This window comes from Pseudomonas canadensis (assembly GCF_000503215.1).
Lineage (GTDB): Bacteria > Pseudomonadota > Gammaproteobacteria > Pseudomonadales > Pseudomonadaceae > Aquipseudomonas > Aquipseudomonas canadensis.
Genome location: NZ_AYTD01000017.1, coordinates 286,974 through 308,782 on the forward strand (window position 1 = coordinate 286,974; position 21,809 = coordinate 308,782).

20 protein-coding genes are annotated in these 21,809 nt (G+C 61.1%); 4 read left to right on the forward strand and 16 right to left on the reverse strand.

Annotation, left to right across the window (positions count from 1 at the left end):
- Positions 1 to 40: 40 nt before the first annotated feature.
- From U367_RS0120060 to U367_RS0120090, 7 genes are all read right to left on the reverse strand, one after another.
- A complete protein-coding gene (locus U367_RS0120060) occupies positions 41 to 595 on the reverse strand; it encodes a phosphonate degradation HD-domain oxygenase (RefSeq protein WP_028618338.1) in 555 nt (184 codons plus the stop codon).
- Positions 595 to 1,728 carry a TIGR03364 family FAD-dependent oxidoreductase gene (locus U367_RS0120065; RefSeq protein WP_028618339.1) on the reverse strand — a complete coding sequence of 378 codons (1,134 nt, stop codon included), beginning with the start codon at positions 1,726 to 1,728 and terminating at the stop codon, positions 595 to 597. The genes U367_RS0120060 and U367_RS0120065 overlap by 1 nt, the downstream gene beginning before the upstream one ends.
- 129 nt (positions 1,729 to 1,857) lie before the next feature.
- On the reverse strand, positions 1,858 to 2,871 hold the full coding sequence (locus tag U367_RS0120070) for a putative 2-aminoethylphosphonate ABC transporter substrate-binding protein (protein ID WP_016975997.1): 1,014 nt from the start codon (positions 2,869 to 2,871) through the stop codon (positions 1,858 to 1,860).
- Between the two features lie 22 nt (positions 2,872 to 2,893).
- Positions 2,894 to 4,600 (reverse strand): putative 2-aminoethylphosphonate ABC transporter permease subunit, encoded by a 1,707-nt coding sequence (locus U367_RS0120075; RefSeq protein WP_028618340.1) that lies wholly within the window; start codon positions 4,598 to 4,600, stop codon positions 2,894 to 2,896.
- A gap of 1 nt (position 4,601) precedes the next feature.
- Positions 4,602 to 5,666, reverse strand: coding sequence for a putative 2-aminoethylphosphonate ABC transporter ATP-binding protein (locus tag U367_RS0120080; RefSeq protein WP_028618341.1), 1,065 nt, complete (start codon positions 5,664 to 5,666; stop codon positions 4,602 to 4,604).
- Positions 5,667 to 5,850: 184 nt separating this feature from the next.
- A complete protein-coding gene (locus U367_RS0120085; RefSeq protein ID WP_028618342.1) occupies positions 5,851 to 6,714 on the reverse strand; it encodes a LysR family transcriptional regulator in 864 nt (287 codons plus the stop codon).
- A gap of 16 nt (positions 6,715 to 6,730) precedes the next feature.
- On the reverse strand, positions 6,731 to 8,989 hold the full coding sequence (locus U367_RS0120090) for a heavy metal translocating P-type ATPase (RefSeq protein WP_028618343.1): 2,259 nt from the start codon (positions 8,987 to 8,989) through the stop codon (positions 6,731 to 6,733).
- A gap of 85 nt (positions 8,990 to 9,074) precedes the next feature.
- Here U367_RS0120090 and cadR point away from each other — a divergent pair, with 85 nt between their 5' ends.
- Positions 9,075 to 9,515, forward strand: coding sequence for a Cd(II)/Pb(II)-responsive transcriptional regulator (gene cadR / locus U367_RS0120095; protein WP_016979028.1), 441 nt, complete (start codon positions 9,075 to 9,077; stop codon positions 9,513 to 9,515).
- Positions 9,516 to 9,583: 68 nt separating this feature from the next.
- Here the strand turns inward: cadR and U367_RS0120100 are convergent, their stop codons facing one another.
- From U367_RS0120100 to U367_RS0120110, 3 genes are all read right to left on the reverse strand, one after another.
- Positions 9,584 to 10,417, reverse strand: a complete 834-nt coding sequence (locus U367_RS0120100; RefSeq protein ID WP_028618344.1) for a thymidylate synthase — start codon at positions 10,415 to 10,417, stop codon at positions 9,584 to 9,586.
- 54 nt (positions 10,418 to 10,471) lie between these two features.
- Positions 10,472 to 11,284, reverse strand: a complete 813-nt coding sequence (gene lgt, locus U367_RS0120105; RefSeq protein WP_010207296.1) for a prolipoprotein diacylglyceryl transferase — start codon at positions 11,282 to 11,284, stop codon at positions 10,472 to 10,474.
- Positions 11,285 to 11,362: 78 nt separating this feature from the next.
- Positions 11,363 to 12,145, reverse strand: coding sequence for a sulfite exporter TauE/SafE family protein (locus U367_RS0120110; protein WP_028618345.1), 783 nt, complete (start codon positions 12,143 to 12,145; stop codon positions 11,363 to 11,365).
- Positions 12,146 to 12,265: 120 nt separating this feature from the next.
- On the opposite strand from U367_RS0120110, the gene U367_RS0120115 reads away from it, so the two are divergent.
- Positions 12,266 to 13,012, forward strand: coding sequence for an NRDE family protein (locus U367_RS0120115; protein ID WP_028618346.1), 747 nt, complete (start codon positions 12,266 to 12,268; stop codon positions 13,010 to 13,012).
- Positions 13,013 to 13,101: 89 nt separating this feature from the next.
- Here U367_RS0120115 and ptsP read toward each other — a convergent pair whose 3' ends face one another.
- Both ptsP and U367_RS0120125 read right to left on the reverse strand, forming a co-directional pair.
- Positions 13,102 to 15,381, reverse strand: a complete 2,280-nt coding sequence (gene ptsP, locus U367_RS0120120) for a phosphoenolpyruvate--protein phosphotransferase (RefSeq protein ID WP_028618347.1) — start codon at positions 15,379 to 15,381, stop codon at positions 13,102 to 13,104.
- Positions 15,382 to 15,403: 22 nt separating this feature from the next.
- Positions 15,404 to 15,883, reverse strand: a complete 480-nt coding sequence (locus U367_RS0120125) for an RNA pyrophosphohydrolase (RefSeq protein WP_003176750.1) — start codon at positions 15,881 to 15,883, stop codon at positions 15,404 to 15,406.
- 143 nt (positions 15,884 to 16,026) lie between these two features.
- On the opposite strand from U367_RS0120125, the gene U367_RS0120130 reads away from it, so the two are divergent.
- Complete coding sequence (locus U367_RS0120130) at positions 16,027 to 16,683, forward strand: histidinol-phosphatase (protein ID WP_028618348.1); 657 nt, start codon at positions 16,027 to 16,029, stop codon at positions 16,681 to 16,683.
- Positions 16,684 to 16,789: 106 nt separating this feature from the next.
- Here U367_RS0120130 and U367_RS0120135 read toward each other — a convergent pair whose 3' ends face one another.
- The gene (locus U367_RS0120135; RefSeq protein ID WP_028618349.1) at positions 16,790 to 17,203 is read right to left on the reverse strand and encodes a DUF2269 family protein; all 414 of its coding nucleotides are present in this window, start codon (positions 17,201 to 17,203) and stop codon (positions 16,790 to 16,792) included.
- 41 nt (positions 17,204 to 17,244) lie between these two features.
- Complete coding sequence (gene ilvA, locus U367_RS0120140) at positions 17,245 to 18,759, reverse strand: threonine ammonia-lyase, biosynthetic (protein ID WP_028618350.1); 1,515 nt, start codon at positions 18,757 to 18,759, stop codon at positions 17,245 to 17,247.
- A gap of 137 nt (positions 18,760 to 18,896) precedes the next feature.
- On the opposite strand from ilvA, the gene rpiA reads away from it, so the two are divergent.
- Positions 18,897 to 19,568, forward strand: a complete 672-nt coding sequence (rpiA, locus tag U367_RS0120145; RefSeq protein ID WP_028618351.1) for a ribose-5-phosphate isomerase RpiA — start codon at positions 18,897 to 18,899, stop codon at positions 19,566 to 19,568.
- Positions 19,569 to 19,638: 70 nt separating this feature from the next.
- Here the strand turns inward: rpiA and U367_RS0120150 are convergent, their stop codons facing one another.
- Positions 19,639 to 20,553: an SdiA-regulated domain-containing protein gene (locus U367_RS0120150; protein WP_028618352.1), complete on the reverse strand. Its 915-nt coding sequence runs from the start codon at positions 20,551 to 20,553 to the stop codon at positions 19,639 to 19,641.
- A gap of 120 nt (positions 20,554 to 20,673) precedes the next feature.
- Entirely contained in the window at positions 20,674 to 21,600 is a 927-nt protein-coding gene (locus U367_RS0120155; RefSeq protein ID WP_028618353.1) for an SdiA-regulated domain-containing protein, read from the reverse strand.
- Positions 21,601 to 21,809: the final 209 nt, after the last annotated feature.

Consider the following 21,809-nt stretch of genomic DNA (forward strand, 5'->3'; position numbering starts at 1 on the left):
CGCCTCCAGACGGCGAGTCTGCGTTGGGTGTAGGGCCTGTCTACGCAACCAGTAGCCGCGCAGCCTTTGCCTTGAGTATCTGCAGGTCAAGTACCGGCACATGCCTCTGCTTGGCCTGCTCATCCCAATGACGCATGCGCAAACTCACGGCGCACAGCGGGCCCTGCGCAAACGCCTGAGCCTCCTCGGCACTCATCACCCCACCCTGATACGCCAAGGTGCGGCGGCTGGCTTCGCTCAGGCACGCGTAATAGTCCGGCTGGCTGAAGGTCAGGTAGCGCTTGGCCTGCACGTGATACTCCACCAACGTGGCCATGCGCTCGCTGAACCCTGCGCGACGCAGATAGTCGGCCCCCAGCCGTTCATGGCTGACCACGCCATAACCCCCCATGTTTTCCTCGCCCTGGCCGCAGAGATGCCCGATGTCGTGGAAAAACGCCGCCAGCACCACTTCATCATCAAAGCCTTCGGCCATGGCGAGTTGCGCGGCCTGGGACATGTGCTCGATCTGCGACACCGGCTCGCCGATGTAATCCGCCGTGCCGTGCTGCTCATACAAGCCGAAGACCTCGGCGATGATCTGTTCCGGGTTCATCACGCAACTCCCCACAAGGTACTGATATTGCGCTCGGCCATCGCCGGCCCCACGCTCATGCCCACGCCCGTGTGCATCAACGCGGCGCTCACTCCCGGCGCCACGCGCAGGAATGAAAACGGCCCCGGCCCCCGCGAGCCGTACACACCCTGCCAACGCTCCACCACCTGGATTTTGCAGCCCAAGGTCTGCTCAGCCAGTTCGATCATCCAGTCATCCACCTGCTCAGCGTTGAAGGGCGACGCGTCGCTGCCGTAGTCATGGGAATCACCGATGATCAATTCGCCATGGGGCGTCGGGCTGATCAGCAGGTGAATGCCGTGTTCGTGCAGGTGCGGAGCATCGCGCAGGATTTGCGCCTGCACCGGCACCGCTTCCGGCAGGTCGGCGAAAGCGCCGTAGTGCACGCAGCTCAAGCCGGTGAGCAACGCGTGTTGCAGGTTCAGGTTGACGGCGGGCCGGGCACGTAACATTTGCAGGCGGCAGATACTCGGATTGAGTTCGGCCATCGCTTCGGCCAGCACGGTCTGGTAGTCGTGGCCGGAGCACACAATGATCTGCTCGCCGCGAAAGCTGCCTGCCGTGCTGTGCAACTGGCCCGGTTCAACGTCACGCACCAAGGTTGAGAAATAAAACTCCACGTTCAGCTCTTGCGCCAGGTAGTTGATCAGCGCTGGGATCGCTTCACGGGAATACAGTTGCTGATCGTCCTTGCCGTGCAGCGCAGCGCGGTGATGGCAGAACTGGCCGCCATACAGGTCCTTCATCGCCGCGCCTTGCAGCAGTTCGACGTTGTAGCCGTGCTCTTGTGCACGCCCCTCACAGAAGGCTTCCAGCAAGTGTTCTTCCGCTTCGGTGCGGGCAAACAGGTACGCGCCGTTGCGCTTGAGTTGCAGCCCGGCGACTTGCGCCCAATGGCCCCAAATGTCACGGCTTTGCCGTGCCAGGTCAAGCATCGGCCCCGGCGGTTGCCCGGTGACCAGGGCCTGGCCGAAGTTGCGCACCGAGGCGCCCAGTGGCGTGGCGCTGCGTTCGAACACCTTGACCTTGAGCCCGCGTTTGGCGGCGGCAAAGGCGTGGGACAGGCCGAGGATGCCGGCGCCGATAATCAGTAGATCACTGTGCTTCGTCATGGATTTCGCAGCCCTCTGTAGGAGCGAGCTTGCTCGCGAAGAGCGTCAACGATGACGCAGCGCTTCTGGTTGCTCGCGTCGCCTATTCGTTCTTCGCGAGCAAGCTCGCTCCTACAGGTAGAGGTAAAATTATTGTTTTTCCGACTTGCCGTCATAGCGCTTGCGCCATTCGGTCAAAATGCTGTCACGGTTCTTCGAGGCCCACGCGAAGTCGTTCTTGATCAGGCGTTGTTCATAGTCGGCTGGCAATTCGGTCTGCGGCTTGGCAATGCCAGGCTGAGCGAGGACGGCGAAGTTGTCCTTGTACAGGTCCATGGCAGCCGGGCTGGCGGAGAAATCCGCGAGCTTTTTCGCGGCGTCGGCGTTGTGGGTGCCTTTCATGACGGCAGTGGCTTCGATGTCCCAGCCCAGGCCTTCTTTCGGCAAGATGATGTCCAGCGGCGCGCCCTGGCGTTTCAACTGCACGGCCGGGTATTCGAAGGAAATACCGATCGGGAACTCACCCGAAGCCGCGAGCTTGCAAGGCTTGGAGCCGGAGTGAACGTACTGGCCGATGTTCTGGTGCAGATCGTCCATGTACTGCCAGCCTTGCTTCTCGCCGTAGGTCTGCAACCAAGCGCTGACGTCCAGGAAACCGGTGCCGGACGAGGCAGGGTTGGGCATGACGATCTTGCCCTTGTACTCAGGCTTGGTCAGGTCCTGCCAGCTCACCGGCTTGGTCAGGCCCTGCTTTTCGGCTTCGACGGTGTTGAAGCAAATCGTTGCGGCCCACACATCCATGCCGACCCAGGCCGGCGGGTTGGCGGCGTCGCGATAGTTCTTGCCGATCTTGTCCAGGTCCTTCGGCGCGTAGTTGTCCAGCATGCCCTGCTGATCGAGGATCGCCAGGCTGGAAGCGGCCAGGCCCCAGACTGCGTCGGCTTGCGGGCGGTCTTTCTCGGCCAGCAGCTTGGCGGTGATGATGCCGGTAGAGTCGCGCACCCATTTGATTTCGATATCAGGGTTGGCCTGTTCGAAGGCCTTTTTGTAGGTCTTCAACTGCTCGGCTTCGAGGGCCGTGTACACGGTCAACTCGGTCTTGGCGAAGGCATTCAGGCTGAATGCAGTCAGTACGGCAGCGACCAGCGCCAGGGGCTTGAACACGGAGCACCTCCTTCAGGGATATTTATTGGCCGGGTGCGCTCTGGCGCCAGGCTTGGGAGCGGCGCAACGCGCCACGTGAGGCCCACGCCAGCAACAGCGAGACGCCGGCTGAGGTGAACAGGATCAGGGTCGACATGGCCGCCGCGCCGCCCACGTTGCCGGCGTCGTCCATGTTCAACACGGCGACGGCGGCGAGGATGGTGTCGGGGCTGTAGAGAAAAATCGCGGCTGACACCGTGGTCATTGCCGACACAAACAGGTAGCGCACGATGTCCAGCAACGCCGGCAGGCAGATCGGCACCGTCACTTTCAGGTAATGCCGGTACAGCGGTGCCTTGAGGGACAAGGCGGCGGCTTCGAACTCGGCGTCCAGTTGGCGCAGCGCCGTGGTGGCAGTCATCTGCGCGGTGGTCAGATAGTGAGCAACGGTGCACACCACCAGCAACGTCATGGTCCCGTAGAACACATGCAGCGGGTTTCCATTGAGGTTGAAAAAGAACACGTAGCCCAAGCCCAGCACCAAGCCCGGAACGGCCATCGGCACAAAGCTGAGCATGCGCAGGGCCAGATTCAGCCCCTTCTGGCCCTTGGTCTTTTCCATCAGGTACGCGCCGGTGAAGATCAACACGCTGCCGATCAATGCGGTGCACAACGCCATGGTCAGGCTGTTGCGATAGGCCAGCCAGCCACCGCCAGCCGTGTCTTCGAACTGGTAGTGGTTGAGCGATAGCGACAGGTTGTACGGCCAGAACTTCACCAGCGACGAATACACCGCCATGCCGAACACCAGCAGTAACACGGCGCAGATCAGCAGCACGATGGCCAGGTAACATCCGTCCCTCATGCGTGATGGTGCTGGCTGAAACACTTGGGCACGGCCGCTCATGGAATCGCCATGACGGCGGCGCAGCCAGGCATCCACAGCAAAGCTGAACAGCGCCGGTAGCAGTAACACCATGCCGATCAGCGCGCCGCGACCGAACTGTTGCTGGCCGACCACCGCCTTGTAGGCTTCCAGCGCCAACACCTGATAATCGCCGCCAACCACCACGGGCACGCCGAAGTCGGTGATGGTCAGGGTGAACACCAGACAGAACGCGGCGAACACGGCCTGGCGCGTGGCCGGCCAGGTAATGCTGCGAAACGCCCGCGCCGGGCTGGCGCCCATGCTGGAGGCTGCATCGAACAGGCGCGCATCCGCCAGGGACAGCGCCGACAACAAAATCATCAAAGCGTGTGGGAAGGTGTAGATCACCTCACCCAGCACAATGCCCCAGAAGCCGTAGATATTGTCCGAGAGCAACCCGCGCAGCATGCCCTGGTTGCCGAACAAGTAGACCAGCGCAATGCCCGGCAACATCGACGGCGCCATCAACGGCAGCAACGACATGCCACGCCAGATCGCCTTGCCGGGGATCAACGTGCGTTGCAGGGCGTAGGCAAACAGGTAGGCCAGCGGTACGACGATAGCCGCCACGCTGAGGGAAACTTTCAGGCTATTGCCCAGCAGCCAGTGGAAGTTGGCGCTGGTGATCAGTTCCTGTGCAGCCACCAGACCACCGCCCTGCCCGGCTTCACTACTGAAACCGCGCCAGAAGATCGCCAGCAGCGGCATCAAGACAGCCAGGCCCAGCAGCAACAGCCACAGCAGTTTGCCGCCGACGATGAAAATTCGGTCACCGGTTTCGGCGCGGGACACCGGTCGTGGCAGCGTCATGACAGCGGCCATCTCAGGCAAACACCTGCAGGCTGCGCGGCGGCAAGGCCACCCAGATGTCCTGGGCGCCCAGGCGCGGCATGGCTTCCGGGGCCAATTCAGCGAGCAGCGGATGACCGGGCAGTTGCTCCAGCTCGAAACTCATGCGGCAACGGTTGCCGAGGAAAGTGATCTCGCGGACCTTGGCCGGAAACAGGTTTTCTTCATGCACCGGCGGGTTGACGCTGATCGCCTCAGGGCGGCAGAACAAGCGGCCTGACTTGGCCACACCGGCATCGTCGGCCAGGCGCATGTTCATCCCACCGACCTGGGCGTGACTGGCACTGTTGCGACTGAACGGCAACCAGTTGCCCTGGCCGACAAACTCCGCCACGAACGGCGTGGCCGGGCGGTCGTAGATCTCCTGGGGCGTGGCGTATTGCTCGACCTTGCCGTTGTTCATCACGGCGATGCGGTCGGCCATCAGCATGGCTTCGTCCTGGTTGTGGGTGACCATCAGCGTGGTGATGCCCAGGCGACGTTGCAGTTGGCGCAACTCGGTGCACAGATGCTCACGGACGCGGGCGTCGAGGGCCGACATTGGCTCGTCCAGCAACAACAGTGAAGGTGCAGGCGCCAGGGCTCGGGCCAGTGCGACGCGTTGTTGCTGTCCGCCGGAGAGTTGGCCGGGGTATTTCTTTTCGCTGCCGACCAGGCCGACCAATTCCAGCATCTGCCCGACACGCTTGCGCACTTCCTCGCGACCGCTGCCAGTGAGACCGTAGCCGATGTTCGCTTCGACGGTAAGGTTGGGGAAAAGCGCGTAGGACTGGAACAGAATGCCGTAGTCCCGTGCCTGGGGCGGCAGTAGGGAAACATCACGGCTGCCCAGGTACAGTTCGCCGCTGTCCTGGCGCTCCAGGCCAGCGATGCAACGCAGCAAGGTGGTCTTGCCGCAACCGGACGGGCCCAGCAGGCACACCAGTTCGCCGGCGGCGACGTCCAGGGAGACGTTGTCCAGCGCGGTGAAGGCGCCGAAGCGTTTCTGGATACCGCGCACTTTCATCGGCGCGCCGGGTTGGGTCAGGGCTGTGTTCATGCAAGGCACCTCATCGAACTGATGAAGCCCATGCTAGGCAGGCATTGCGTCCCTCATGTGGCAGAAAGGCAAAACCCGGCGATAGTGGTATTGGTGGATTTGGGTAGGACGCGAACACCATTGTGGTGAGCGGGCTTGCCCCGCGCGGGGCAAGCCCGCTCACCACAGAGATCTTACTCGACCGTTAGAGTGGAGACATTTCCTGCGCCAACCCCAGGAACGCCGCCGGCAATCGTGCGCCTTTGCGCTCCTTGAGGCAGTACAGGTACTCCGGAATCTGCGGCGCATTCTCGATAGTCAGCACGCGCAGTTGCGGGTCGTGTGGCACTTCCTGCCGCGCAATGATGCTGATGCCTATGTTGCGCAACACCGCCTCACGGATCGACTCGCGGCTGCCAATCTCCAGCAACGGGCCATAGCTCACGTTGGCGCTTTGCAAGAGTTCCTCAGTCAGGCTCCGCGTGGTTGAGCCCGCCTCGCGCATCAACAATGTGTGCCCGGCCAACGCCGAGAGCGGCACATGATCCAACTTGGCCAGCGGATGGTTGCGATGCACTGCCAGCACCAGCGGGTCGGTGCCCAGCACACGGCGGATCAGGCGCGGGTCCTCCAGCAGTTGCGAGGAGGCGGCGACGTCGACGCGGTAGTCGTCCAAGGCTTCAAGCACTTGTTGGGAGTTGCCGATTTCCACCGACACTTCCACTTGCGGCAGACGCTCGCGGAAGGCTTTGACCAGGTCGAGGATGTAGTAAGGCGCCGTGGCGGCAATCCTCAATGCGCCCTGGACCTGGCCACTGTTGCGCAGGAAAAACTCGATGTCCGCTTCTTGCTGCAACAGCGCCTTGACCATCGGCAGCAAGCGCGCACCCTCGTCGCTGACGGTGAGGCGGCGGCCGCCGCGGTAGAACAGCTCGACGCCGTACTGGCTTTCCAGGTTACGGATCTGGGTGGTGACCGTAGGTTGGCTCAGGCCGAGTTTTTTCGCCGCCTGGGTAATGCTGCCCAGGCGGGCGACCATGAAAAACGCCTTTAACTCGGCACTCAGCACACCACCCTCTCATCGTTTATTTGCGCAACAGGCGCAGGCCATTGAACACCACCAGCAGGGCCACGCCCATGTCGGCGAACACCGCCATCCACATGGTGGCCAAGCCCAGGAAGGTGACCACCAGGAAGATCGCCTTGATTACCAACGCCAGGGCGATGTTCTGCTTGAGGATACTCGACGTTTGCCGCGACAGACGAATGAATGCCGGAATCTTGCGTAAATCATCGTCCATCAAGGCCACGTCGGCGGTTTCGATGGCGGTATCGGTGCCCGCTGCGGCCATGGCAAAACCGATCTCGGCACGGGCCAACGCCGGGGCGTCGTTGATGCCGTCACCGACCATACCCACGCGGTGGCCTTGGCCGTAGAGCGATTCGATGGCTTGCAGCTTGTCCGTCGGCAACAGGTCACCCTGAGCCTGGTCGATGCCCACCTGGGCGGCAATCGCCTGAGCGGTGTGAGTGTTGTCGCCGGTGAGCATCAGGGTCTTGATGCCCAGCTCGTGCAGTTGTTGGATAGCTTCGCGGCTGCTGTCCTTGACCGTGTCGGCCACAGCGAACAGTGCCAATGGGCCGGACTTATCGAGTAACAGCACCACCGATTTGCCCTGTTTTTCCAGGGCGAAGAGTTTTTCTTCCAGTTCCGGCGAGCACAGGCCCAGGTCTTCCACCAGGCGGTGGTTGCCCAGGTGGTAGGTTTCGCCGTTGATGTCGCCACGCACGCCCCGACCGGCCAGGGCCTCGAAGTTATCCACAACATGGGTGGGCAGGTTTTTATCCACAGCCGCGTTGGCAATCGCCAGCGACACCGGGTGATCGGAACGCCCGGCCAGACTGGCAGCCAAAGCCGGCGCGCTGTCTGCGACATTGGGGAACAGCGCCAGGTAATCGGTTTGCACCGGCTTGCCGTGGGTGATGGTGCCGGTCTTGTCGAGGGCCACATAGTCGAGCTTGTAACCACCCTCCAAGTACACGCCGCCCTTGATCAAGATGCCTTTACGCGCCGCCGCCGCCAGGCCGCTGACGATGGTCACCGGGGTGGAAATCACCAGCGCACACGGGCACGCCACCACCAGCAGCACCAGGGCGCGGTAGATCCAGTCGAACCAGGCGCCGGCCATGAACAGCGGCGGAATAATGGCCACGCCGAGGGCGAACAGAAACACCGCCGGGGTGTAGATTTTCGAGAAGCTGTCGACAAAGCGCTGGGTCGGCGCGCGCGCGCCTTGGGCCTGTTCCACCGCGTGAATGATGCGCGCCAAGGTGGAGTTGTTGGCCGCTGCAGTGACTCTGTATTCCAGGGAACCGGCCTGGTTGATGGTGCCGGCGAAGACCTTATCGCCCACGGTCTTTTCGATCGGCAGGCTTTCACCGGTGATCGGCGCTTGGTCGATGGTGGATTGGCCGGCGGTGACTTCCCCGTCCAAGCCGATACGCTCGCCAGGTTTTACCCGCACGATTGCGCCCAACTCAATGCTTTTGACTTCTTTTTCAACCCAGGAACCATCAGCCTGCCGCACCGTGGCTTGCTCCGGCGTCATCTGCATCAAGCCGCTGATTGCATTACGCGCACGGTCCAGGGACTTGGCTTCGATCAACTCGGCCACGGTGAACAGGAACATCACCATGGCGGCTTCCGGCCATTGGCCGATCAGGATCGCACCGGTGACGGCGATGCTCATCAGCGCATTGATGTTCAGGTTGAGGTTTTTCAGGGCAATCCAGCCCTTTTTGTACGTGGTGAGGCCGCCGCTGAGGATCGACACCAACGCTACCAATGCGATCACCCAGGTGGGCGCGACGCCACTGAAGTGCAGCACTTCGGCACCCAACGCACCCACGCCGGACAACGCCAGGGGCCACCAATGTTTCTTGGCCGGTGGCTCTGCGGCCGGGGTGCCCTCTTCGATCGGATCAGCCTGCATCCCCAGGGATTTGATCGCTTCGATGATCGGTGCAGTACTCGGCAAGTCGTGAGTGACGCCGAGGATGCGGTTGATCAGATTGAACTCCAGCTGCTGCACGCCGGCCAGCTTGCCCAGTTTGTTCTGGATCAGCGTCTGCTCGGTGGGGCAGTCCATGGCTTCGATGCGGAAAGTGCTCAGCCGCGAGCCGGCGGTGGGCGCCTCGCTCAATTGCACCAGCGCCGGAGTTGGAGTGCCGGAACAGCAGGAGCCGCCGTGGCCGTGGTCATGTACAGGCGTGAGTTTTTTCGGGGCATGATCGTGGTCGTGATCATGCTCGTGTTTATGCGGGGTGTGGATGGAATCGCTCATTCTGTCGCGTCCGTAAAGGTGCCTGTTGCCAAGTAAAGACCCTGTAGCCACTATAGGGTCAAGCACCCATTTGGAGATTGCTGCGATGAAGATCGGCGAACTGGCCAAACTGACCGACTGCCCGGTGGAAACCATCCGTTACTACGAGAAGGAAGGCCTGCTGCCACCCCCGGCGCGCACCGACGCCAATTACCGCGTTTACACCCAAGCGCACACCGAGCGACTGGTGTTTATCCGTAATTGCCGCAGCCTGGACATGACCTTGGAAGAAATCCGCAGCCTATTGGGCTTGCGCGACAGCCCCCAGGACCAGTGCGAAAACGTGAATGCGTTGATTGACGAGCACATCCACCATGTGAAGGCGCGGATCGATGGGCTGTTGGCGTTGCAAGAGCAATTGCTGGACTTGCGCCAACGCTGTGGCGGCGGGCCCGAGTGCGGGATTCTGCAGCGGCTGGAAGTCAGCGGGAGTGTGGCAGCCAGCGAGGCTGAGCCCTCGCATGTAGGCAGAAGCCACGGCCACTAAATCAAGTGAACACCGGCTAAATGTGGGAGCGGGCAAGTCGAATCGTCGCACCGCCGCTCCCACATTGATCAGATGGCGACGTCGGCCTTGATGCTTGGGTCGGCGTCGTAACCGACGATTTCGAAGTCTTCAAACTTGTAGTCGTAGATCGACGCAGGCTTGCGCTTGATTACCAGCTCCGGCAGCTTCTTCGGCGTGCGCGCCAGCTGGGTCTGGATCTGCTCCATGTGGTTGCTGTAGGCATGGGTGTCGCCGGTGGTGACGATGATCTCGTGAGGGATCAGGTCGCACTGCTGGGCCAGCATATGGGTGAGCAAGGCCAGCGCGGCGGTGTTGTACGGCAGGCCGAGGAACACGTCGGAGCTGCGAATATACAACTGCATCGACAGGTGACCGTCGTGCACAAACGCCTGGTACAGCAGGTGGCACGGCGGCAGGGCTTGCTTGCCGTTGCGCGCGTTTTCCTGCGGGCTCTGGGTCTCGTCGGGCAGGTACTCGACGTTCCAGCCGTGGAACAGGATGCGGCGGCTGTTGGGGTTGGTCTTCAGCGTGTGGACCATGTAATCGATCTGGTTGATCGTGCCACCGTCCTTGGTCGGCCAGGCGGTCCACTGTTCGCCGTACACCGGGCCCAGGTCACCGTCTTCGGTGGCCCATTCGTCCCAGATCTTTACGCCGTTTTCGTTGAGCCATTTGATATTGGTGTTGCCGCTCAACATCCAGATCAATTCGTTGGCGATGCTTTTGAAGTGAAGCTTCTTGGTGGTCAGCAGCGGGAAGCCGTCGGCCAAGTTATGCCGATACTGACGGGCAAACACGGCCTTGGTGCCGGTGCCGGTGCGATCGCCCTTGGTCAATCCATTGGTCACGACGTCGTTCAGCAGTTCGAGATATTGCTTCATTTTTTTACCCGTATCGTTGAAGCCGAGGCTGCGCAACAGCCTCGGCATTCGAATTTAAAGCGCGGTGTTCTTCAAAGGTTGCGGGCGATTGTACGCCCACCACAGCAAGCCCAGGCCGCCGAGGATCATCGGCAAGCTGAGGATCTGGCCCATGGTCACCCAACCGAACGCCAAATAGCCCAACTGTGCATCCGGCACGCGCACGAACTCGACGATGAAGCGGAAGATCCCGTAGAACAACGCGAACATGCCCGACACCGCCATGGTGGGGCGCGGTTTGCGCGAGAAGATGTACAGGATAAGGAACAGCGCCACGCCTTCCAATGCGAACTGATAAAGCTGCGACGGGTGGCGCGGCAGTTGCGCCGGGTCACTGAACGGCGGGAACACCATGGCCCACGGCACGTCGGTCGGCTTGCCCCACAGTTCGGCGTTGATAAAGTTGCCGATACGCCCGGCGCCCAAGCCGATCGGTACCATCGGCGCAACGAAGTCCATCAGTTGGAAGAACGATTTGCCGTTGCGACGGCCGAACCACCAGGCGGCGATCATCACGCCGATAAAGCCGCCGTGGAACGCCATGCCGCCCTTCCACACCTCGAAGATCAGCGTCGGGTTGGCGATGTACGCGGAGAGATCGTAGAACAACACATACCCCAGGCGTCCGCCGACAATCACCCCCATCGACAGCCAGAAAATCAGGTCGGAGAGTTTCTCCTTGGTCCAGGTCGGGTCGAACCGGTTCAGGCGTCGAGAGGCCAGAAACCAGGCACCGCCGATGCCGATCAGGTACATCAACCCGTACCAGTGGATTTTCAGCGGACCGATGGCCAGGGCCACCGGGTCGATCTGCGGGTAAGGCAGCATTGCGACTCCTCGTTAATCATTCGTTATGGCGACCGGGACCATGCCGGGCCGCGATTAAGCCTGCATTATTCAAATTCTTTAAAGCAAAAAGTTCAGACCGACACAGAACAACAGCCCGGCGAACAAGCGCTTGAGCAGACGCGGCGACAATCGATGTGCCAAGCGTGCGCCGAAGCGGGCAAACACCATGCTGGTCAGGGCAATGCCCAGCAGCGCCGGCAAATACACGAACCCTAGACTATGAGCGGGCAACAGCGGGTCATGCCAGCCCAGAATCATGAAACTTAATGCACTGGCCAGCGCAATCGGCAGGCCGCAGGCCGATGAAGTGGCCACCGCCTGCTGCATAGGCACGCTGCGCCAGGTCAAGAACGGCACCGTCAGCGAGCCGCCGCCAATCCCGAAAATCGCCGAGGCCCAGCCGATAAACGTACCGGCGACGGTCAAGCCAAACTTGCCCGGCACCGTCCGGCTGGCCTTGGGCTTCACCTCCAGTGCCAGTTGAACGGCCACCAGCAAGGCAAATACGCCGATGATCTTTTGCAGGTGCGGGCCGGAAATCGCCTCGGCGGTCAATGCGCCAAAACCGGCGCCGATCAGGATGCCCACGGTCATCCACACAAAGATCGGCCAACGCACCGCGCCCCGTCGATGATGCTCGCGCACAGCATTCACCGAGGTAAAAATGATGGTCGCCAGGGAGGTGCCCACGGCCAGGTGGGTCAGCACCTGCGGGTCGAATCCCTGCAAGGTGAAGCTGAACACCAGTACCGGCACGATGATGATCCCGCCGCCCACGCCGAACAGCCCGGCGAGTACACCCGCACAGGCACCGAGCAGCAAATACAGCAGAAATTCCATGGGAGCCCCCGAACCAAGTCCGGCATGTTAACGGATGGAAGGCATGCGACCCAACTGCATACGATGGAACGCCTCGGCTTGAGTGGGTAGAGTGGCTAAAAACACAAAAGGGATCGCCTGATGTGCCTGATTGTTTTCGCCTGGCGGCCGGGCCACGCCCAGCCACTGATCGTCGCGGCCAACCGCGACGAGTTCTACGCCCGCCCCAGCCTGCCGCTGGCCCAGTGGCTGGATGCGCCCGAGGTCTACGCCGGTCGTGACCAGGAAGCCGGCGGTACTTGGCTGGGGGTCAATGCCGATGGCCGCTTTGGCGCGCTGACCAATATCCGCGACCCGCACCAGCCTCCGGCCCGTAAGTCCCGTGGCGAGTTGGTCGCGCGATTTCTCAGCGGCTCGCTGCCGATTGAAGAGTATTTGGCCGACGTTAACGGCCGCTCGATTGAATATGCCGGGTTTAACCTGCTGATAGGCACGCGCGATGAGCTGTGGCATTACAACGCCAACCATACGGAGCCGACGCGGCTGAAGTCCGGCGTGTATGGATTATCCAACGCAGGGTTGGATACACCGTGGCCCAAATTGCTCAAGGCCAAGGCGGCGTTGAGCGAAATACTCGTAGACCCACAGCCTGACGCGTTATTGGGGATTTTGAGTGATCCGCAGACGGCGCCGTTTGCGGACCTGCCAGATACAGGGGTGGGATTGGCAACGGAAAGCCTTTTATCCAGCGTGTTTATTGCCAGCCCGAGCTACGGGACACGGGCGAGTACGGCATTGATCGTGAATGCCGACGGGACGCGGCAGATGGTGGAGCGCAGTTTTGGGCCGCATGGTGGGCGGCTTGGTGAGGTAGAACTCAGGATTTAGCGGTGTTTGGGCTGGCGCCATCGCTGGCAAGCCAGCTCCTACAATGGAATACATCCCCCTGTAGGAGCCGGCTTGCCGGCGATGGCGGTCTAAAGGGTTTTCGCCGAAGCCGGGTTGATCATCCGCGTCAGCCCCAGGTTTTTCAGGGCCAACTGCAGCGAGCTGTGGATAACTTGCGGGTTGTCGATGGTCATCAACTCCGCCAGCAAGTCCTTGGCCATGCTCAACTCAACCTGGCGCAACATCCACTTCACTTTCGGCAAGTTGGTGGCGTTCATCGACAGGCTGTCAAAACCCATCGCCATCAACAGCACTGCCGCCGCCGGGTCGCCGGCCATTTCGCCGCAGATGCTCACCGGCTTGCCTTCGGCATGGGCGTCGCGCACCACATGTTGCAGTGCTTGCAGAACCGCCGGGTGCAGGTAGTCGTAAAGGTCGGCCACCCGTGGGTTGTTACGGTCCACGGCCAGCAGGTATTGGGTCAGGTCGTTGGAACCTACCGAGAGGAAGTCCACCTGGCGCGCCAGCTCCTTGGCCTGGTACACCGCCGCCGGGATTTCGATCATCACGCCAATCGGCGGCATCGGTACGTCGGCACCTTCGTCGCGCACTTCGCCCCAGGCGCGGTGGATCAAGTGCAGCGCCTCTTCCAGCTCGTGGGTGCCGGAGATCATCGGCAGCAGGATGCGCAGATTGTTCAGGCCTTCGCTGGCCTTGAGCATGGCGCGGGTCTGTACGAGGAAAATTTCAGGGTGGTCGAGGGTTACGCGAATGCCGCGCCAGCCCAGGAAGGGGTTGTCTTCCTTGATCGGGAAATAAGACAGTGACTTGTCGCCGCCGATATCCAGGCTGCGCATGGTCACCGGCAACGGGTGGAAGGCCTGCAGTTGCTCGCGATAAATCGCCAGCTGCTCCTTCTCGCTCGGGAAACGCTGGTTGATCATGAACGGCACTTCGGTGCGGTACAGCCCCACGCCTTCAGCGCCGCGCTGTTGCGCACGGGCCACGTCGGCCAGCAGGCCGGTGTTGACCAGCAGCGGCACGCGATGGCCGTCGGTGGTTACGCACGGCAGTTCGCGCAATGAATCGAGGCCCAGCGCCAGTTGTTTCTCTTCCTCAACCACTTCGGCGTATTGCTTGCGCAACACTTCGCTGGGGTTGGTGAACACTTCACCGCGATGGCCATCGACGATCATGCCGATGCCGTCGACCTTGGCATACGGCAGGTCGACCAGGCCCATCACCGTCGGGATGCCCATGGCACGCGCCAGGATCGCAACGTGGGAGTTGCCCGAACCGAGTACCGAGACCAGGCCCACCAACTTGCCCTCGGGCACTTCGCCGAGCATGGTGGCGGTCAGTTCCTCACTGATAAGGATGGTGTTGTCGGGGTAAACCAGGTTGGTAGTGCGGTCTTCCTGCAGCTTCGCCAGCAGACGGCGACCGAGGTCGCGCACATCCGAGGCCCGCTCACGCAGGTAGTCGTCATCCATCATTTCGAAACGGTTGACGTGATCGGTCACCACCTGGCGCAGTGCGCCCTGGGCCCACTGGCCGGTCTTGATCACCGTCTTGACTTCGTTACCCAACGACGCGTCGTCGAGCATCATCTGGTACACGTCGAACAGCGCACGCTCTTCGGGGCGCAGCTGGGTGGCCAGCTTGTTCGACAAGTTGCGCATGTCGGCGCGCACGCCTTCCAGGGCGGTTTTGAACAGTTTGATTTCAGCGTCGATGTCGTTGACGGTCTTGTCCGGCACCACATCCAGGTCCGCTGGCGGCAACATGACTACCGCCGTACCGACCGCAGCGCCCGGTGAACCCGGCACGCCGACGAACTTGGCTTCCTGGATGCCCTTACCCTCACGCCCCAGGCCGCGAATCGAGCCGGTGGCTTCGGCGTGGGCGATAACCCCAGCAAGCTGCGCGCTCATGGTCACGAGGAAGGCTTCTTCACCTTCGTCGAACTGGCGGCGTTCTTTTTGCTGGATGACCAACACGCCGACGACGCGGCGGTGGTGAATGATCGGTGCGCCTAGGAACGAGGCGTAACGCTCTTCGCCGGTTTCGGCAAAGTAGCGATAACGCGGGTGATCGGCCGCGTTTTCAAGGTTCAGGGGTTCTTCACGCGTCCCCACCAGGCCCACCAGACCTTCATTGGGCGCCATGCTGACCTTACCGATCGAGCGCTTGTTCAAGCCCTCGGTGGCCATCAGCACAAAACGGTTGGTCTCGGGGTCCAGCAGGTAAACCGAGCAGACCTGGCTGCCCATGGCTTCCTTGACGCGCAACACAATAATCCCCAACGCCGCCTTGAGATCCTTGGCGGAGTTAACTTCCTGGACGATCTTGCGCAGCGTATTGAGCATGGCTCGGGGTCGAACTCCGTCGTCAGTCGCGCGCTAAAAGGCGCGGGGCAAGCTCTTTGAGAGCGCGACGATAAACTTCGCGCTTGAATGTCACCACCTGGCCCAACGGGTACCAATAGCTGACCCAGCGCCAACCATCGAACTCCGGTTTACCGGTCAAATCCATCCGCACCCGCTGCTCGTTGGAGATCAGGCGCAGGAGAAACCACTTCTGCTTCTGGCCGATGCACAGCGGTTGGCTGTGGGTACGCACCAGGCGTTGCGGCAAACGATAGCGCAACCAGCCACGGGTACACGCCAGAATTTGTACATCTTCGCGCTCAAGGCCGACTTCTTCATTCAACTCACGGTACAAGGCGTCTTCAGGGGTTTCGTCGGGGTTGATTCCACCTTGAGGAAACTGCCAGGCATCTTGGTTGATTCGGCGAGCCCATAGCACCTGTCCGGCATCATTCGTAAGAATAATCCCGACATTAGGACGGAAACCATCGGGGTCGATCACGGCAACAACCTCGCAAACGCATGTCGCCGCATTGTTCCACAAAGGTTGATGAAGCGGCAACGAGGCTTCTTACCTTATGTGCACTCTTGTGAAAAGACCGTATTCTGGACGCCTTTTTACAGACATTTCAGCGAGTAACTGCAATGCGCCTGGCTTTATTCGACTTGGACAACACCCTCCTCGGCGGTGACAGCGATCACGCCTGGGGCGATTACCTCTGTGAACGCGGGATTCTTGACCCGATCGCCTACAAGGCACGCAACGACGGGTTCTACCAGGACTACCTGGCCGGCAAGCTCGACAACGCCGCCTACCTGAACTTCAGCCTGGAAATCCTCGGCCGCACCGAGATGGCCCAACTGGACGAGTGGCACAACGACTTCATGCGCGACTGCATCGAACCGCTGATGCTGCCCCTGGCCGCAGAATTGCTGGCCAAGCACCGCGCCGCCGGTGACAAGCTGGTGATCATCACCGCCACCAACCGTTTCGTCACCGCGCCGATTGCCGCACGCCTGGGCGTGGACACCCTGATCGCCACCGAATGCGAGATGGAAAACGGCCGCTACACCGGACGCAGCACTGATATTCCGTGCTTTCGCGAGGGCAAGGTGACGCGTTTGAATCGTTGGCTGGAAGAGACCGGGTATAGCCTGGAAGACAGCTACTTCTATAGCGACTCGATGAATGACCTGCCGCTATTGGAGCAGGTGACTCACCCGGTGGCAGTGGATCCGGACCCGAATTTGCGGGCTGAAGCTGAGAGACGTGGCTGGCCGGTGATTACGCTGCGAAGCTGATGGGTTTCACCTGTAGGAGCGAGCTTGCTCGCGAAAATCGTCAATGATGACGCGGGCATTCTGAATGAACGCGGTATCCTCGCGCTTTTCGCGAGCAAGCTCGCTCCTACACGGGCTTGGCACCCATCAATCCGGCAATCGCCACGAACCCCACCAGGCTGACCACCGCCAGCACCAACGTGAAGTTCAGGCTACCGCCCTCGCCCTTGCGCAGGCGATTGAGCCGCGCCACCAGCCAGAACCAGGCCAGCGCCGCCACGGTATAGAGGAGGCTGGAACCCAGGATCCAAGTCTGCCCCAGCGGCCAGCCGACCAGGTGCACCAGCCACCAACCGGTAAACGGCATGCTGACCACACACACGCCCATCAACAACCAGACGAACGCCCACGGGCGCTGCACGGTCACCGCCGGACCCGCGCTGCGTTTGCGCCAGGCCAGTATCGCCAGGCCCAGGCCGCTAAGCAGCAGCAATACCGTGGCCGCGATGTGGATAACTTTCAGGGTGATCAGGGTTTCCATGTCTCGTCTTCCTTAAAGGCCGCCCCCATCAGCGTAGTCGCTCAACCGAGGAACAGTTTGTAGGCCGGGTTATCGCTTTCATCCCAGTACGGGTAGCCGATGGCCTCCAGGGCTGCCGGTACCAGGTGACGCTCGTTCGCCGGCACTTGCAGGCCGGCGACCACACGACCGTCGGCTGCGCCGTGGTTGCGATAGTGGAACATCGAGATGTTCCAGCGCCCGCCCAATTTGTTAAGAAAGTTGAACAAGGCCCCCGGACGCTCCGGGAATTCGAAGCGAAACACCACTTCATTGCTGACGTGAGCCGCATGGCCGCCGACCATATGGCGGATGTGCAACTTGGCCAGTTCGTTCTCGGTCAGGTCCAGCACCGGAAAACCATGGCCTGTCAGGCTGGCGATCAGCGCACTGCGCGGGTCGTTTTCCGGGTGGGTCTGCACGCCGACAAAGATGTGCGCCTCGCTGCCGGAGTGGAAGCGGTAGTTGAATTCTGTGATCTGGCGCTTGCCCACGGCCTCGCAGAACGCCTTGAAGCTGCCGGGTTTCTCGGGGATGGTCACGGCGATGATGGCTTCGCGGCCCTCACCCAACTCAGCGCGCTCGGCTACATGGCGCAGGCGGTCGAAGTTGACGTTGGCGCCGGAATCGATGGCAACCAGGGTCTGCCCGGTGACGCCACGGGTCTCGACGTACTTCTTGATCCCGGCCACACCCAATGCCCCTGCCGGCTCGGTGATGGAACGGGTGTCGTCGTAGATGTCCTTGATCGCCGCACAGATTTCATCAGTGCTCACGGTGATCACTTCGTCTACATAGTCTTTGCAGATATCAAACGTGTGCTGGCCGATCTGCGCTACCGCCACGCCATCGGCGAAGATACCAACGGTTGGCAACACCACGCGCTCGCCCGCGGCCAGGGCGGCTTGCAGGCAATTGGAGTCGTCCGGCTCGACACCGATGACCTTGATGTCCGGGCGCAGGTATTTCACGTATGCCGCAATTCCGGCAATCAGCCCGCCGCCGCCCACCGGGACGAAAATCGCGTCCAGAGGCCCCGGATGCTGGCGCAGGATCTCCATCGCCACGGTGCCCTGCCCGGCAATGGTGTGCGGATCATCATAAGGATGGATGTAGACGTAGCCTTTTTCGTCGACCAGTTTTAGCGAGTAGGCCAGGGCTTCCGGGAAGGAATCGCCATGCAGCACCACTTTGCCGCCACGCGAGCGTACGCCTTCGACCTTGATTTCCGGGGTGGTCTTGGGCATCACGATAGTAGCTTTCACCCCGAGCACCTTGGCCGCCAGGGCCAGGCCCTGGGCATGGTTGCCGGCCGACGCCGTGACCACGCCGCGTGCGCGTTCCTCAGCCGTCAGTTGGGTCAGCTTGTTGTACGCGCCGCGAATCTTGAACGAGAACACCGGCTGCAAGTCTTCACGCTTGAGCCAGACCTTGTTGCCAAGCCGCTCCGAGAGCTGGCGGGCGGTCTGCAACGGGGTTTCTACGGCAACGTCGTAGACGCGCGAGGTGAGGATCTTTTTGACGTACTGTTCAAGCATCGGCGGGAATCACTGAGCAGGTTGGGCAGGGCCAAGGAGTCTAACCCAGCGTTTGGCCGGGCGACCACACGAATCCAGAGGTTTTGTTGGGTTATACTCGCGCCCCTCGATAACTCCCCGCCCGTTCCGGAGCCCGCATGACCCAGGATCAACTCAAACAGGCAGTGGCCCAGGCCGCCGTCGATTTAATCCTTCCTAAACTCGACGACAAGAGCATCGTCGGTGTCGGCACCGGCTCCACCGCCAACTGCTTCATCGACGCACTGGCCCAACACAAGGGTGCATTCGACGGCGCCGTGGCCAGCTCCGAAGCCACTGCCGCGCGCCTGAAAGGCCATGGTATTCCGGTGTACGAGCTCAACACCGTGAGCGACCTGGAGTTCTACGTCGACGGCGCCGATGAAAGCGACGAGCACCTGAACCTGATCAAAGGCGGCGGCGCAGCCCTGACCCGCGAGAAAATTGTCGCGGCCGTGGCCAAGACCTTTATCTGCATCGCCGACGCCAGCAAGTTGGTGCCCGTACTCGGCGCGTTCCCGCTGCCGGTGGAAGTGATCCCTATGGCCCGCAGTCACGTGGCCCGAGAGCTGGTAAAACTGGGCGGCGACCCGGTGTACCGCGAAGGCGTATTGACCGACAACGGCAACATCATCCTCGACGTGTTCAACATGCAGATCACTAATCCGGTGGAGCTGGAAACTCAGATCAACGCGATCGTCGGCGTGGTCACCAACGGTCTGTTCGCCGCGCGTCCAGCCGATGTACTGCTGCTGGGCACCGCCGAAGGCGTCAAAACCCTCAAGGCCTGACACCCTTCCCTGTAGGAGCCGGCTTGCCGGCGATGGCGTCTTTAACATCGCCATCGCCGGCAAGGGGCATTCAGGGATTGGTTTTCTTGAAGACGTAGAACAGGTTCGGCTCGCTGACGAGGTACAACGCGCCCTCGTCATCCATGGCGATCCCTTCGGCCTGAGGCACCCGCTTTTTCAGGCCATGGCGCCCGTTCAGCAGTGACAGACTGCTCAGCGGGCGACCGTCGATATCCAGTTCCAGCACCAGGAACGACTCATCCGACAGCGCCAGTAAATGGCCGCTGCGCTCGTCGTATTGCAGGCTCGACAGGTCACGCACAAACAATCCGGCATCACGCTTGGGGTTGTTGATCACGTGCACCGAATAGGTCTTTTCCGGCTTGAAGTGGGGAAAACCGTGGACCTCGTAGATCAGCATCGGATCGCGCTCCTTGGCCACGAACAGGCGCTTACCCACCGAGTCATAGGCCAGGCCTTCAAAGCCCTTGTTGCCGCCAACGTGCAGACCCAGGGTCATCTGCTCCGCATCGGCGGCGTCGAGGAATTGGGTGTCGTCGTCCACATGCACTTTGATCAGCCGCTGCTGGCGCTCATCGCTGATCACGTAAATGTTGTCGCTGATGAATTCCACCGCCTCGGCATCGCCAAACCCTATCAAGGGAATCCGCCGAAGGATCTTGCCCTCAAGGGACAGCTCGATCAGTTCGGCGTTTTTATTGGTGACGGTAAACAGGCTTTTGCGCACAGGATCGAAGGTCAAGGCCGACACATCGTCGTCCAACCCCTCGATCACTTGGGCTTCCAGGGTCACACGGTAGTCCGCCAGGCCAATGGAGCGTTCATCCGTCGGCTGGCGCCACGCCTGCCAGTTGAACCAGGCGCGCTCGAACAGGCGGAAATGTTGCGCAACGGCCCCGGCGCTGACCAAGGCGATCAGCGCAAGCATGATGAGAAGGGGTTTGGGGCTGGCTAGTCGTCGCATCGGGCGGGCTCAAAATCAAAAGTGGCGAATGAATATCACGCCTGTCTGAATTTAAACTTAAACGCGCCCTGATGTCTGGCGAATGCCGCTCATAGAGACATATCCGACGTAATCGGTGTGCTATTTCTGCTTTTCGAAACGATAGAACAGGTTTGGCTCACTGACAATGTACAGCGTGCCGTTCTCATCCATGGTCACGCCTTCCGCCCGTGGAATGGTGTTTTTGAGACCGTTGAAACCGCCGAGCAGGGTCATGAAGCTGACTTGCTCACCCTTCTCGTCCAACTCCAGCAGCAGGTGAGAGTCGGCCGACAGCACCAGCAGATGCCCGGTGCGCGGGTCGACGGCCAGGGCCGAGAGGTTACGCATGTCCAATTCTTTGCTGGTCAGCTTTTGCTTATCGCCGGACAGGGTCGGGCCGCCGTCGCTTTTCCAGGTGAACAGCGCCGGCGGGCGCTCCTCGCCCAGCACCAGTTGCTGGTTGCGCTTGTCCCAGGTGATGGCTTCAAAGGCTTTGTTCTGGTCTTTGGACGGGCCCAGGTCATAACTCGGGAAGTCGGCCTTGTTCAACGCCGCGGTGGTGGCGTCGACCTTGACGATGGTCAGTGTGTGCTGGCGCTCATCGACCACGGCGATCAGGCCGTTTTCCATCACTGTCACGCCTTCCGGGTTATCCCAGCCGTTGAGCGGCATCTTGCGCAGCACATCGCCTTGCAGGCTCAACTCAGCGAGGAACGGGTTCTTGCCCATCACGGAAAACAGGGTTTTGGTCTGAGGGTTGTAGGAGACGTCGGACGCTTCGTCCTTCTCCATGCCCGGCAAAAGCTTGCCGTCGATCACGACATGGTAGTCCGGCAGCCAGACGCTTTCCTGGCGTTCAGCGGGCGATTCAAAACGCTCCAACACCCACAGGACACCCCGATCATCCCAGTGCATGATCCAGGCAAGGCCGTAGGAAATCACTCCCACCAGCAACAGCCAGGAATACCAGCGCAAGGCAAACCGAGAACGCGGCTTGGGTGTAGCGGAGGGCAAGGACACGGCCATTGAGCGCTTTTTCCGGAAAGTCAGCGTTAGGTGATAGCACAGGAACCACAGGCCCGCGCGCAAGAGGCTGAGGATTATCCGGATGGCGTGTGAAAAAAATGCAAAAAGCGACTGAACTGTAGAAGCCGGCTTGCCGGCGATGGGATCGACGGGGTGTGCCAGTTGCACCGCACTGACCCCATCGCCGGCAAGCCGGCTCCTACAAGAGC

Bases quoted from the DNA above. Each gene is read 5' to 3' on its own strand.
- U367_RS0120060 (WP_028618338.1), bottom strand. From the start codon at position 595: ATGAACCCGGAACAGATCATCGCCGAGGTCTTCGGCTTGTATGAGCAG.
- U367_RS0120065 (WP_028618339.1), bottom strand. From the start codon at position 1,728: ATGACGAAGCACAGTGATCTACTGATTATCGGCGCCGGCATCCTCGGC.
- U367_RS0120075 (WP_028618340.1), bottom strand. From the start codon at position 4,600: ATGGCCGCTGTCATGACGCTGCCACGACCGGTGTCCCGCGCCGAAACC.
- U367_RS0120080 (WP_028618341.1), bottom strand. From the start codon at position 5,666: ATGAACACAGCCCTGACCCAACCCGGCGCGCCGATGAAAGTGCGCGGT.
- U367_RS0120090 (WP_028618343.1), bottom strand. From the start codon at position 8,989: ATGAGCGATTCCATCCACACCCCGCATAAACACGAGCATGATCACGAC.
- cadR (WP_016979028.1), top strand. From the start codon at position 9,075: ATGAAGATCGGCGAACTGGCCAAACTGACCGACTGCCCGGTGGAAACC.
- U367_RS0120100 (WP_028618344.1), bottom strand. From the start codon at position 10,417: ATGAAGCAATATCTCGAACTGCTGAACGACGTCGTGACCAATGGATTG.
- lgt (WP_010207296.1), bottom strand. From the start codon at position 11,284: ATGCTGCCTTACCCGCAGATCGACCCGGTGGCCCTGGCCATCGGTCCG.
- U367_RS0120110 (WP_028618345.1), bottom strand. From the start codon at position 12,145: ATGGAATTTCTGCTGTATTTGCTGCTCGGTGCCTGTGCGGGTGTACTC.
- U367_RS0120115 (WP_028618346.1), top strand. From the start codon at position 12,266: ATGTGCCTGATTGTTTTCGCCTGGCGGCCGGGCCACGCCCAGCCACTG.
- ptsP (WP_028618347.1), bottom strand. From the start codon at position 15,381: ATGCTCAATACGCTGCGCAAGATCGTCCAGGAAGTTAACTCCGCCAAG.
- U367_RS0120130 (WP_028618348.1), top strand. From the start codon at position 16,027: ATGCGCCTGGCTTTATTCGACTTGGACAACACCCTCCTCGGCGGTGAC.
- U367_RS0120135 (WP_028618349.1), bottom strand. From the start codon at position 17,203: ATGGAAACCCTGATCACCCTGAAAGTTATCCACATCGCGGCCACGGTA.
- ilvA (WP_028618350.1), bottom strand. From the start codon at position 18,759: ATGCTTGAACAGTACGTCAAAAAGATCCTCACCTCGCGCGTCTACGAC.
- rpiA (WP_028618351.1), top strand. From the start codon at position 18,897: ATGACCCAGGATCAACTCAAACAGGCAGTGGCCCAGGCCGCCGTCGAT.
- U367_RS0120150 (WP_028618352.1), bottom strand. From the start codon at position 20,553: ATGCGACGACTAGCCAGCCCCAAACCCCTTCTCATCATGCTTGCGCTG.
- U367_RS0120155 (WP_028618353.1), bottom strand. From the start codon at position 21,600: ATGGCCGTGTCCTTGCCCTCCGCTACACCCAAGCCGCGTTCTCGGTTT.